Consider the following 12,748-nt stretch of genomic DNA (forward strand, 5'->3'; position numbering starts at 1 on the left):
GTGACTAATTTTTTTAACTATCCTTTTTAGGATAGTTTTTTTATTACATTACTTAATATACGGGATATTATGTATCGCTTTGAGTTTTATTTAATACTTTATTGTGATAAAATTTAATAGTTACAATCCATTCCCGAAAGGATTCGTTTTAAACGAAGATGCCTTGTAACCAAATTACTTATAATAATGGGGGAATTAAATTGACAGAAAAACACCTTTTTACTTCTGAATCAGTATCAGAAGGCCATCCAGATAAAATTGCAGATCAAATAAGTGATTCAATTTTAGATGCAATGTTAGAACAAGATCCTGAGGCAAGGGTCGCTGTTGAGACTACAGTAACTACAGGATTAGTAGTAGTAGTGGGTGAAGTTTCCACAACAGCACATATTGATATACAAAAAGTTGTTAGGGAAACTATAAAAGAAATTGGATACAAAAATGGTAAATATGGGTTTGATGGTGATAATTGTGCCGTCATAACAGCTATAGATGAACAATCTCCAGATATTGCTTTAGGAGTTGATAATTCTCTTGAAGTAAAAAATGGAGATGTAGATCCACTTGACCAAATTGGTGCAGGTGATCAAGGAATGATGTTTGGATATGCTATAAATGAAACACCAGAATTGATGCCATTGCCAATCTCACTTAGTCATCATTTAATGAAAAAAGTAGCTGAAGTTAGAAAAAATGGAACTTTAGCCTATTTAGGACCTGATGCTAAAGCACAAGTGACAGTTGAATATGATGACAATAATCAACCGTTAAGAATAGATACAGTTGTTTTATCTACACAACACGATGAAAATATTTCACTAGATCAAATTAGAAAAGATGTAATGGATCAAGTTATCACTAAAGTAATACCTGATAAATATTTAGATTCAAATACAAAGTATTTTATTAATCCAACTGGTCGTTTTGTAATAGGTGGACCACAAGGTGATGCTGGTTTAACTGGTAGAAAAATTATTGTTGATACTTATGGTGGATATGCTCATCATGGTGGTGGGGCATTCTCTGGTAAAGATGCTACAAAGGTAGATAGATCAGCAAGTTATGCTGCAAGATATATTGCTAAAAATATCGTAGCTGCAGGATTAGCATCTCAAGTTGAGGTTCAAATATCTTATGCAATAGGAGTAGCTCAACCAGTTTCAGTTTCCGTTAACACATTTGGTAGTGGAAAAGTTTCAAATCAAAAGTTAGTTGATGCAATTAGAAAAGTTTTTGATTTAAGACCTGCTGGAATCATCAAAATGTTAGATTTACGTAGACCTATTTATAAGAAAACTGCAGCATATGGACATTTTGGTAGAACAGATATTGATTTACCATGGGAAAAAACTGATAAGATAAATGAATTGAAGAAAGAGTTAGATTTCTAAATTTCTCTTGAAATAGATATACTATTTTGGTATTATCATTGTAAATTATAATATGAACGTAGATAAGGAATAGTAGAGTCTGTATTTTAATTTAAGAGAGTACATGGTTGGTGTGAATGTACTAAATAGAGATTTGAACTCGCCTTAGATGTTTCTTCATTGAAATTAGTAGGTGAAGACGGTACTTTCCGTTAGAAAAGAAGAGAGCTAATCATTTGATTGGAATATAGGTGGTACCGCGAGTTTTTCGTCCTATACGGAATAGTTTTATTTCGTATAGGCTTTTTTTATCTACAGAAGTTTATTATTTTTTTGAAAGGATGGAAATAGATGTCATATAAGCATATTGAAATAGAAAAAAAGTGGCAAAGATATTGGGAAGAACACAAAACATTCAAAACAACTGAAGATAATGATAAAAAGAATTATTATGCCTTAGATATGTTTCCATATCCATCTGGGCAAGGACTTCATGTAGGTCATCCTGAAGGGTATACAGCTACAGATATAATGGCTCGTATGAAGAGAATGCAAGGATATAATGTTTTACACCCAATGGGATGGGATGCATTCGGTTTACCTGCTGAACAATATGCGTTGAATACAGGAAACTCACCACGTGAATTTACTAAAAAGAATGTTAATAATTTCAGACGTCAAATTAAATCTTTAGGCTTATCATATGATTGGGATCGAGAAGTTAACACTACTGATCCTGCATACTATAAATGGACTCAATGGATTTTTGAACAATTGTATAAAAAAGGATTAGCTTATGAAGCTGAAGTTCCAGTTAACTGGAGTCCAGATTTAGGAACCGTTGTAGCCAACGAAGAAGTTATTGATGGTAAAACTGAACGTGGTGGTTTTCCTGTTATTAGAAAGCCAATGCGTCAATGGGTATTAAAAATCACAGCTTATGCTGATCGTTTAATAGATGATTTAGACGATTTAGATTGGCCAGAAGCAATTAAAGAACAACAACGTAATTGGATTGGTCGTTCAGTTGGTGCAGCAATAAACTTTCCTGTTTCAGGAGATGAAAATACAAAGATTGAGGTATTTTCTACTCGTCCAGATACAATATTTGGTGTTGCAGCTTTAGTATTGGCACCTGAACATGAATTGGTTAAGCAATTAACAACTCCTGAACATGAAAATGAGGTAGAAGCATACATAGAAAAAATATCTCATAAATCAGATTTAGAAAGAACAGATTTAGCTAAAGATAAAACAGGTGTATTTACAGGTAGTTATGTTGTAAATCCTGTAAGTGGAGAAAAATTACCTATTTGGATTGCTGATTATGTCTTAAATTCATATGGAACAGGTGCGGTAATGGTTGTTCCTGCACATGATGAACGAGATCACGAATTTGCTCAAAAGTTTGATTTGCCTATCGTACAAGTTATCGAAGGTGGAGATGTTCAAAAAGAAGCATATACTGGTGATGGAGTTCATATCAATTCTGATTTCCTAAACGGTATGGATAAAGAAGAAGCCATTGATGCTATAAATAATTGGCTAGAAGAAAATGGAGTAGGGGAAAAGAAAGTTAACTATCGTTTAAGAGATTGGCTATTCTCTAGACAACGTTACTGGGGCGAACCTATTCCTGTAATTCATTGGGAAGATGGTGAAACAACTTTAGTTCCAGAAGATGAATTACCTTTATATTTACCTAAAGCAACAGATATTAAGCCATCAGGAACTGGTGAAAGTCCATTAGCTAACTTAGATGATTGGGTAAATGTTGTTGATGAAAATGGTAGAAAAGGACGTCGTGAAACTAATACCATGCCACAATGGGCTGGTAGTTCCTGGTACTTCCTACGTTATATAGATCCACATAACAACCATGAAGTAGCAGATTATGAAAAATTAAAAGAATGGTTACCTGTAAACTTGTATGTTGGTGGTGCTGAACACGCTGTATTACATTTATTGTATGCTCGTTTCTGGCATAAATTCTTATATGATTTAGGTGTAGTTCCAACTAAAGAACCATTCCAAAAATTGGTAAACCAAGGAATGATTTTAGGTTCTAATCATGAAAAGATGTCCAAGTCTAAAGGAAATGTAGTTAATCCGGATGATATTGTTGAACAATATGGAGCAGATACATTACGCTTATACGAAATGTTCATGGGACCTTTAGATGCATCTATTCCTTGGAGTGAAGAAGGACTTGGTGGAGCACATAAGTTCATCAACCGTGTTTGGAATTTATTGATTGATGAAAATGATAATTTGCGTGACAGAGTAACTACAATTAACAATCATGATTTAGATAAGATATATAATGAAACTGTTAAGAAAGTTACAGAAGACTATGAGGCTATGCATTTTAATACTGCAATTTCCCAATTAATGGTTTTTGTTAATAATGCTTATAAAGCAGATTCATTACCATTGGAATATGTGGAAGGCTTAGTGAAATTACTATCACCAGTTGTCCCTCATATCACGGAAGAATTATGGTCTAAGCTTGGTCATGTAGGTAGCATAGCATATGCTAAATGGCCAACTTATGATGAAAGTAAGTTGGTTGAAGATGTTGTAGAAATTGTTGTTCAAATTAACGGTAAAGTAAGACAACATTTACAAGTGTCTAAAGATGCTAGTCGTGAAGAATTACAAGCATTAGCTTTGAATGACGAAAGAATAAAACAAGAACTTGTGGATAAAGAAGTTAAAAAAGTTATTTCAGTTCCTGGTAAGTTAGTATCAATTGTAGTAGCAAAATAAAATTTTAATATTAGTAATTAAGTTAAAAGATTCGTATCTCATGAAGTACGGATCTTTTTTATTATAGTTAATCTCTCTAATATATAATACTAAAAATTTATGAAACACAAAAAGGTGAATATTAATGGAGAGAAAAAAATATTTATTCGGAAGCATACTTGCCACTTAAAGATATTTTTTATAAAATGGTAGTTACAATATAAAAATTTTCTGAAAATCCTAAATTATAAAGGAGATTTTACATGAAAAATGAATTATCTCGAGCTTTAACACATCGGCATGTCCAGATGATAGCAATTGGTGGCGCGATAGGTACAGGGTTGTTCTTGGGATCAGGTTCAGCAATTCAAAAGGCAGGACCAGCTCTGATATTAGCCTACTTAATTGCGGGTATTTTTTGTTTTTTTATGATGCGTGCAATTGGTGAATTAATTTTATCTGATAAAAATAAAAATTCATTTATTGAATTTATTAAGGTATACATGGGAAGAGGATGGGAGTTCATTATAGGATGGACTTATTGGTTATGTTGGGCAAGTTTGGCAATGGCTGACTTAACTGCTAGTGGTATTTATTTAAGATATTGGTTTCCGAATCTTCCTCAATGGTTGACAGCATTGATAATCATTCTTGTTCTATTAATTTTCAACTTACTCAGTGTAGGATTATTTGGTGAATTAGAATCGTGGTTTTCTAGTATTAAAGTTTTAGCGATTTTAGCATTAATAGGTACAGGTATTATCTTATTGCTCACCCAGGCAAATGTAGGCGGGAATGAAGTTAGTATCATGAATTTATTTAATCATGGTGGCTTCTTTCCTAAAGGGGCAATAGGATTTATGGCAGCTTTTCCAATGGTTATATTTGCTTTTACTGGTATTGAAATGGTCGGTCTAGCTTCTGGAGAAACTGCTAATCCAGAAAAAGATATTCCACAAGCAATCAATACATTGCCTTTTAGAATAGGATTGTTCTATATAGGTTCGATGTTCGTATTGATGTGTATTTATCCTTGGAATGAAATTGTTACAACTTCTAGTCCATTTGTGCAAGTATTTAATGGAATTGGTATCAAATTTGCTGCTGGAATTATCAATTTTGTAGTATTAACAGCTGCATTATCAGCATGTAACAGTGCAATTTTTAGTACAAGTAGAACTTTATTTGTTTTGTCACATAGTGGCCACGCACCTAAATCTTTTGGTCAAACCAATAATCGGAGTATTCCAGTAAAATCATTGTTATTCTCTTCAAGTTCATTATTTTTAATAGTTATATTGAATTATGTACTACCTAAGAGTATTTTTGATATTATTTCTGGTGTAGCAACAGTTAGCTTTGTTTTTGTATGGATTGCATTAGTTTGGTGTCACTATCAATATCGAAAAAATAGCCCAAATAATAATGAAAAAATTTTTCCGATGCCATTGTATCCGGTAAGTAATGTTATAACAATAATCTTTTTTGTTTTAGTATTAGTTTTATTAACTTTTAATACCAATACATTAATGTCACTTATCTTTTCAATAGTTTGGTTTGGAATTTTGGGAGCAATATATTTCTTTAAAGCTAGAAAGTAGTTTATAAAGCTGGTTAGAATTATCCTAACTGGCTTTTTTAAATGCTTATTTGCAGTCATTAGTAAAATGATTTAAAATTAATGGGCTAAGTATTTTTTGGAAGTAGGAATTACATAAAAATGAATGATAATAATGAACAAATAAAAAAAGATTTAGAAGAAACTTCTTCTAAAGAAAAAATGTTGAAAGGCTCAGCTTGGATGACAGCTGGGAGTATTTTTTCTAGAATTCTGGGAGCAATTTATATTATTCCATGGGCAACTTGGTTTGGAGTTAATTATTTACAAGCAAATGCCTTATTTACTAAGGGATATACTGTTTATGCATTATTTTTGATGCTGTCTACTGCTGGAATTCCATCTGCAGTGGGTAAACAAGTTGCACATTATAATTCTCTTAATGAATATGGAATCGGTAGGCGATTATTTAAGCGAAGTTTAGGTGTAATGATGTTTTTAGGAATTATCAGTGCAATGCTTTTGTGGTTTATTGCACCATTAATTTCTCAAGGGGATACAGCAGTTATTCCTGTATATCGTTCTTTAGCAGTTACATTGCTTTTAATTCCAGTAATGAGTTTAACTAGAGGTTTTTTTCAAGGATATTTTGATATGGCTCCATTCGCTATATCACAATTAATAGAACAAGTCGCTAGAATCGTTTATATGTTAGCAGCAACATATCTAATTACTCAGGTGTTACATGGAAGTTACCAAAGCGCAGTAGTTCAATCAACTTTTGCAGCATTTATAGGAGCTGTTGGTGGCTTATTAGTTTTATTATGGCATTATTGGCGAAAACGACCAACTATGAATTATCTTTTAGCTCACAGTAATAATAAACTAGAAGTTTCTGATAAGAGATTAATAAAGGAAATATTGTATCAATCGATACCTTTCATCATTATTGGGTCAACTACAACTTTGTATAATTTATTTGATCAATTTAGTTTTCCAACAATTATGAGTTTTGTTACTAATTATAGTACTAAAGAAATTAATGCATTATATGCTTTATTTGCGGGAAATGCCAATAAATTGATAATGATTACTATTTCAGTTGCTGCTGCGATGGCTGATACTGCAATTCCACTATTGTCTCAAGCTGTTACAAAAAATGATAATGAAGAAGTTTCAGCTGCTTTATTAGATTCGATAGAATTATTCTTTTTTGTAATGTTACCTTGTTCTTTTGGAATGGCTGCAGTTGCTAGACCATTGTATGTTTTATTCTATCCATATGATTATACAGGTATCTTTGTATTAGCCTTTTCATCATATATAGCTTTAGCATTAGGCTTATTTATGGTTTTAGCAGCATTACTTCAAGGAATATATGAAAATACAATAGCAATTAAATTTGCGGTAATTGGAATGATTGTCAAAGTTATAATACAATTCCCATTAACAGCATTTTTACATGTATATGGTCCTTTAGCAGCTACAGGTATAGGAATGACCGTAAGTAATGTATTAATTTTTAGATACTTGTATTTCAAATATAATTTAAATATTAATAAATTACAGAAAAATACTAATATGATGATGTTATTCAGCCTATTTATGTTTATTGTAGTACTCGTTATATCTTTTGCTTTAGGGAAAGTAACAAATACATATAGCAAATTCCAATCCACCATTGTGTTAATAATTGGAGCCGGAATTGGAGGATATATTTATGCTTTCTTAAGTTTGAAGGCAAGACTAGCTGATGATATTTTAGGTGCTAGAGCTAACTTTTTAAGAAGAATATTAAGAATTAAATAGCGTGATGTATATGAGATTAGATAAGTTTTTAAGTCAAACAGGAAAGTTCACAAGAGCGGAAGCAAAAAAGGTTATAAAGGCTAAAAGAGTAAGGTTAAATGGTGAAGTTGTCAAAGACGGAAAGATAAAAATAAATGAAGACTCAGATAAAATTTTTTTAGATGGGGAACTTTTAGCTTTGAATAACACAAAAATATATTATATGTTAAATAAGCCTGCAGGGGTTGTATCAGCTACTAGAGATGATAAAGATAAAACGGTAATTGATTTAATAAATTTTCCTGGAAGAAAAGAAGATCTATTTCCTGTAGGTAGACTAGATAAAGATACAACAGGATTATTAATTATTACAAATGATGGAAAATTTGCTCATAACATTATTTCTCCTAAAAAACATGTATCTAAAACATATGAAGCAATAGTTACTGGAAAAATATCAGAAAAAGAGGTTAAAATATTTTCTCAAGGCATGGAATTGGCCAATGGGGATAAATTACAACCTGCACAACTTGATATAATATCTTATTCTGAGAAGGATGATACTAGCAAAGTTAGAGTTATTATTCATGAAGGGAAATATCACCAGGTTAGACGAATGTTTGGAGCAGTGTCTCAAAGAGTGTTAGAACTAGATAGAGTAAAGATAGGACTGCTTGAATTAGATGATACTTTGGAAAGAGGAGAATATAGAGAGTTAACAGAAAAAGAATTAAATTTAATAAAATAAGGAGAAGAGGACTAAATTTGTCCCTTCTCCTTATTTTTGTTCAGAAATAACTTTCAACATCGTTTTTTGAATCTTTTTAATAATATCTGTTGGTAATGTTACATAGTATTTATGAGATAAGTTTTCAGCTATATAGCTGTGTAAATAAACAGCTGCGTTAATTCTTTCATCTAGTGAACTTTCCTTAAACTGTGTGATAAATGCAGCTAGAATACCGGTCAATATATCTCCCATACCACCAGTTGCCATAAAAGGACCACCAATTGTTAAATTATCAATAGTTCCTGATTGATGATAAATAGTAGTATGGTGTTTTTTTAAAATAACAGTAGCATTTAGCAATGTTTGTTTTTGTAAGTTGATGTCATCAATTTGTTTATCTATAGGAATACCAGATAGTCTTTGCCATTCCATTTGGTGAGGAGTAAAAATAATTTTTTTATTGTTAGCAATCAATTCTTTTAAGAAATCATTTTCAGATATGAGAGTGATTGCTGAACCGTCAATTATGCAAAGTTGATTATCAGAGATATTACTTAATGTAACTTCAAGAACTTCTTTAGATCTATTATCAGTACCTAATCCAGGGCCTACAACTATTGCATCAGCCGTTGAAATAGCAGTTGTAAGAGATACTTTGTCAAAAAAATTAATAAACATTGCTTCTGGTACGACGGAATGTAGTGAAGATAGATTTTCTTTATTAGTTGCGACAGTAACTAACCCAGCGCCAGCATGAACGGCAGCTGAAGCAGCCATAATTATAGCTCCACCATAGTTAATATTTCCGCCAATGAGTAATACTCTACCAAAATTACCTTTATGACTGTTAGGTTTACGTTTTTTAATGACCTTTTGTAAAATATCAAGTGTAATCTCCATAAATAGTACACCAGCCTTTTTTTAAGATATAATTATTATAATTCAAAATTCGTTTATTTTGAAAAAATTATGCTATTATTAAATAGTAAACATTTTTTAGGAGATGAATTATAGAATGGCAATAGATTGGAAAGCAGAAGTTGAAAAAAGACGAGATGATATTCTCGAAGATTTAAAAACAATGCTTCGAATTGAAAGTGTACGAGATGAAAGCATAGCAACAGCTGATGCACCTTTAGGACCTGGACCTAAAGAAGCTCTAGATGCTTTTTTGAATATTGGTAAACGTGATGGATTTGAAGTTGAAGAATTTGATGGTATGGCTGGACACATTAAATTTGGAGATGGTAAAGAAGATTTAGGTATTCTAGCACACGTTGACGTAATGCCAGCTGGTAAAGGTTGGGATACAGATCCATTTGATCCAGTTATTAAAGATGGAAAATTATATGCTCGTGGTGCCTCTGATGATAAAGGACCAAGTATGGCAGCATATTATGGATTAAAGATTGTTAAAGAATTAGGATTACCAGTTAAAAAGAGTGTACGTTTTATTTTAGGTACTGATGAAGAAAGTAGTTGGAGAGGAATGACTCACTACTTTGAAAAAATGCCTAAACCAACAATTGGTTTTTCACCAGATGCATTTTTCCCAATCATCAATGGTGAAAAAGGTAATTTCAGTATGCTTGTAAAATTCGATGGTAAAAATGGTGATGAATTAAAATTATTATCCTTTGATTCTGGTTTACGTGACAACATGGTTCCACGCGATGCAGTAGCTGTTATTGAAGGTAATAATCTTGAAAATATAGCTGCTGATTTCAAGCAATATGTTGCTGAAAATAGTGTTTTAAGTGGCGATGCAGAAATTAAAGATGGAAAATTAGAATTATCCTTAATTGGTAAGGCTGCTCATGCACAAGAACCACGTAATGGCGAAAATGCAGGAACTTACTTAGCTGTATTCTTGAATAAGTACAATTTTGCTAAGGATGCCAAGGGATACTTAGCATTCGCTGCTGAATACTTACATCAAGATTCACGTATGGATAATTTTGGAATTAGCTATACTGATGAAGTAATGGGTGATTTAACTATGAATGCTGGTATCTTTACATTTGAAGCTGGCAAAGGTGGAGAAATTACTTTGAACTTCAGATATCCTAGAGGTATTGATGATGAATATGTATTCAATGCTGTTAAGAAAGCTGCAACTAAATTAGAAGCTGTTTCATTTGAAAAGAAGGAACATGCAATGGTACCACATTATGTTTCACCTGAAGATCCATTGGTTTCCAAATTATTGGCTGTTTATAGTCGTCAAACAGGTCAAGAAGCTCATGGCATGGTTGTCGGTGGGGGGACTTATGGTAGATTGCTAGAACGTGGTGTAGCATTTGGCGCTATGTTCCCAGGCGTTGAAGATACAATGCACCAAGCAAACGAATTTATCCCAGTAGATGATGTAATGAAAGCTGCTGCAATCTATGCAGAATCCATCTATGAATTAATTAAAGACTAATTTAAGAAAACTTCAAAATAGCGATTAGGCTATTTTGGAGTTTTTTTGTGTATAAAATCTATCTCTTATAAGTTAAGTTAAAAGCAAAGTATGATGAAGAAAAAGTAAGATATTAAAATCTAGATATAGGACCAATTTTTTAATTTATTCAAAATAATCGTTTTCAGAATCAGAAATTGCAGAAATTAAAAAATTGGTCCTGTGTAGAAAATGAAAAAATAGAATTAACCGAAAATAAAATTTCTATATAAATAAAATTGTTATGGTTTATAAAATTTAGTATTATAGTTCTATAATGGGAGAATTTTGCATACAAGGTGGTGGTTGAGATAGAAAATTTGGAAGAGATAACTCTTTTTAATGACAGTGAAGATGTTAATAAAGATATGAAATTTGATATAAAACATATAGTAGATGATGAAAATCGTTTGATGAAAAATAAAGATAGAGTTCAACAACATGGAGAAGTTTTTACACCAAATTGGATGGTAAAGAAGATGCTATCTGAGCCAGAAATTCAATTAAGGTTACAAGATGTTCAAGCTACTTTTTTAGAACCAAGTGTAGGTGAAGGGGCTTTCTTAAAAGAGATACTGCATCAAAAACTAGGATATATTGATGATACATCTAATAAAAGTAATTGGACAGAAAAGGCTTTATGGGTATTAACAAGTATTTATGGAATTGAATTATTAACTGATAACTTAGTTAAAGCAAAACAACAGATGATGAAAGTATTAATTGAACATTATCAAACTTTTTATCAAAAGAAAATAAGTAGTAATACTGATTTTTACAAATCCGCTAGTTTTATTATTGATAACAACATTGTACAAGGAAATACACTAACTTATTTAAATGATTCTGATAATTTAATCATGTTTAGTAAGTGGGAAAGGGTTGGCGATGAAGTCAGTCAATTACAATTCACTTATAAGTCATTACTAGGGGATGAAGGAGATCAACTTGATTTATTTGAATCTAGTAGACAATTAAGTTTATTAGGTGACTTGATGGAAGAAACGTCAGACAATAAATTCGTTAAGATTAATAAAGTATATAAAGGAGGAGTTGGCGTTATGAAAGATAAGTTTAAATTTGATGTTGTGATTGGTAATCCACCATATCAGGAGGAAACTATTGGTGATAATAAAACATATGCTCCACCAATTTATCATAAATTTTTAGATCAAGCTTATAAGGTAGGAAATATCGTAGAAATGATTCACCCAGGACGATTTTTATTTAATGCAGGTAGTACCCCTAAGACGTGGAATAAAAAAATGTTGTCTGACAAGCATTTGAGAGTACTTTATTACGAACAAAATTCAGCTAAAGTGTTTACTAATACTGACATCAAAGGGGGGGCGTAGCAGTTACCTATAGAAATATAAAAATTAATTATACTCCAATTGGAGTTTTTACACCTTATGACGAGTTAAATAAAGTGAAAAATAAGGTTGTTACCAGAAAAGAATTCGAACCTTTTAGTAAAATTGTATCATCTCGTGGACCATATAGGTTTACTGAAAAACTTCATGAAGACCATCCAGATGCTAGAAATAGATTGAGTAAGGGCCATGCTTACGACGTATCATCAAATGTATTTACTAGATTAAATAATATTTTCTTTGATAAGAAACCAAATAATAATAAAGAATACATTAAGATTTTGGGTAGAGAAAATTCTAAAAGAGTGTTTAAGTATATTGAAAAGGATTATATAAAAAATTATGCTAGTCTAAATTCGTATAAAGTTATTATTCCACAGGCTAACGGAAGTGGTGCAATAGGTGAAGTATTGAGTACACCCCTAATCGGGGAACCCCTAATCGGGCATACTGAGACATTCTTAAGCTTGGGAAACTATGAAGATAAACAAAATGCTGAAAATTTAATGAAATATATAAAAACTAAGTTTGCTAGAGCACTTTTAGGAGTAAAGAAGATAACACAATCTAATGTGGCTAATAAATGGGATATGGTTCCTCTCCAAGACTTTACTTCAAATTCTGATATTGATTGGACAAAGTCCATTCATGAAATTGATGAGCAATTGTATAGAAAATACAATTTATCAGAAGAAGAAATAGAATTTATTGAAACTAAAGTTAAGGAGATGAACTAAC

9 protein-coding genes, 1 riboswitch and 1 other annotated feature are annotated in these 12,748 nt (G+C 31.7%); of the genes, 8 read left to right on the forward strand and 1 reads right to left on the reverse strand.

The features are described 5' to 3' along the window. Positions 1-115 precede the first annotated feature (115 nt). Positions 116-203: riboswitch (SMK box riboswitch) on the forward strand. The 5 genes from metK (at position 201) to NOU10_RS01625 (ending at position 8,212) form a co-directional block, all read left to right on the forward strand. Next, positions 201-1,391 carry a methionine adenosyltransferase gene (gene metK, locus NOU10_RS01605; RefSeq protein ID WP_003702461.1) on the forward strand — a complete coding sequence of 397 codons (1,191 nt, stop codon included), beginning with the start codon at positions 201-203 and terminating at the stop codon, positions 1,389-1,391. Its footprint overlaps the riboswitch before it by 3 nt. A gap of 50 nt (positions 1,392-1,441) precedes the next feature. Continuing rightward, positions 1,442-1,649, forward strand: a binding site (T-box leader). Between the two features lie 72 nt (positions 1,650-1,721). Beyond that, positions 1,722-4,139 carry a leucine--tRNA ligase gene (gene leuS, locus NOU10_RS01610; protein WP_255905847.1) on the forward strand — a complete coding sequence of 806 codons (2,418 nt, stop codon included), beginning with the start codon at positions 1,722-1,724 and terminating at the stop codon, positions 4,137-4,139. Between the two features lie 242 nt (positions 4,140-4,381). Further along, on the forward strand, positions 4,382-5,719 hold the full coding sequence (locus NOU10_RS01615) for an amino acid permease (protein ID WP_255905848.1): 1,338 nt from the start codon (positions 4,382-4,384) through the stop codon (positions 5,717-5,719). Positions 5,720-5,838: 119 nt separating this feature from the next. Continuing rightward, complete coding sequence (locus NOU10_RS01620; RefSeq protein ID WP_255905849.1) at positions 5,839-7,485, forward strand: polysaccharide biosynthesis protein; 1,647 nt, start codon at positions 5,839-5,841, stop codon at positions 7,483-7,485. Between the two features lie 10 nt (positions 7,486-7,495). Beyond that, positions 7,496-8,212, forward strand: a complete 717-nt coding sequence (locus tag NOU10_RS01625; RefSeq protein WP_034984196.1) for a pseudouridine synthase — start codon at positions 7,496-7,498, stop codon at positions 8,210-8,212. 30 nt (positions 8,213-8,242) lie between these two features. Here NOU10_RS01625 and NOU10_RS01630 read toward each other — a convergent pair whose 3' ends face one another. Continuing rightward, positions 8,243-9,094, reverse strand: a complete 852-nt coding sequence (locus tag NOU10_RS01630) for an NAD(P)H-hydrate dehydratase (RefSeq protein ID WP_255905850.1) — start codon at positions 9,092-9,094, stop codon at positions 8,243-8,245. 115 nt (positions 9,095-9,209) lie between these two features. On the opposite strand from NOU10_RS01630, the gene pepV reads away from it, so the two are divergent. The 3 genes from pepV to NOU10_RS01645 all read left to right on the forward strand — a co-directional run bounded on the left by pepV (position 9,210) and on the right by NOU10_RS01645 (position 12,747). After that, positions 9,210-10,619 carry a dipeptidase PepV gene (gene pepV, locus NOU10_RS01635; protein WP_255905851.1) on the forward strand — a complete coding sequence of 470 codons (1,410 nt, stop codon included), beginning with the start codon at positions 9,210-9,212 and terminating at the stop codon, positions 10,617-10,619. A 317-nt stretch (positions 10,620-10,936) separates the two neighbouring features. Beyond that, a complete protein-coding gene (locus tag NOU10_RS09450) occupies positions 10,937-11,992 on the forward strand; it encodes an Eco57I restriction-modification methylase domain-containing protein (RefSeq protein WP_255905852.1) in 1,056 nt (351 codons plus the stop codon). A gap of 74 nt (positions 11,993-12,066) precedes the next feature. Then, positions 12,067-12,747, forward strand: coding sequence for a restriction endonuclease (locus NOU10_RS01645; protein ID WP_255905853.1), 681 nt, complete (start codon positions 12,067-12,069; stop codon positions 12,745-12,747). The last annotated feature ends 1 nt before the right edge of the window (position 12,748 follow it).

The sequence above is a fragment of the Ligilactobacillus sp. MP3 genome (assembly GCF_024436335.1).
Taxonomy (GTDB): Bacteria; Bacillota; Bacilli; order Lactobacillales; family Lactobacillaceae; genus Ligilactobacillus; species Ligilactobacillus salivarius.

What these genes read in the sequence shown, in the direction of transcription:
- leuS (WP_255905847.1), top strand. Translation starts at nt 1,722, where the DNA reads ATGTCATATAAGCATATTGAAATAGAAAAAAAGTGGCAAAGATATTGG.
- NOU10_RS01615 (WP_255905848.1), top strand. Translation starts at nt 4,382, where the DNA reads ATGAAAAATGAATTATCTCGAGCTTTAACACATCGGCATGTCCAGATG.
- NOU10_RS01620 (WP_255905849.1), top strand. Translation starts at nt 5,839, where the DNA reads ATGAATGATAATAATGAACAAATAAAAAAAGATTTAGAAGAAACTTCT.
- NOU10_RS01625 (WP_034984196.1), top strand. Translation starts at nt 7,496, where the DNA reads ATGAGATTAGATAAGTTTTTAAGTCAAACAGGAAAGTTCACAAGAGCG.
- NOU10_RS01630 (WP_255905850.1), bottom strand. Translation starts at nt 9,094, where the DNA reads ATGGAGATTACACTTGATATTTTACAAAAGGTCATTAAAAAACGTAAA.
- pepV (WP_255905851.1), top strand. Translation starts at nt 9,210, where the DNA reads ATGGCAATAGATTGGAAAGCAGAAGTTGAAAAAAGACGAGATGATATT.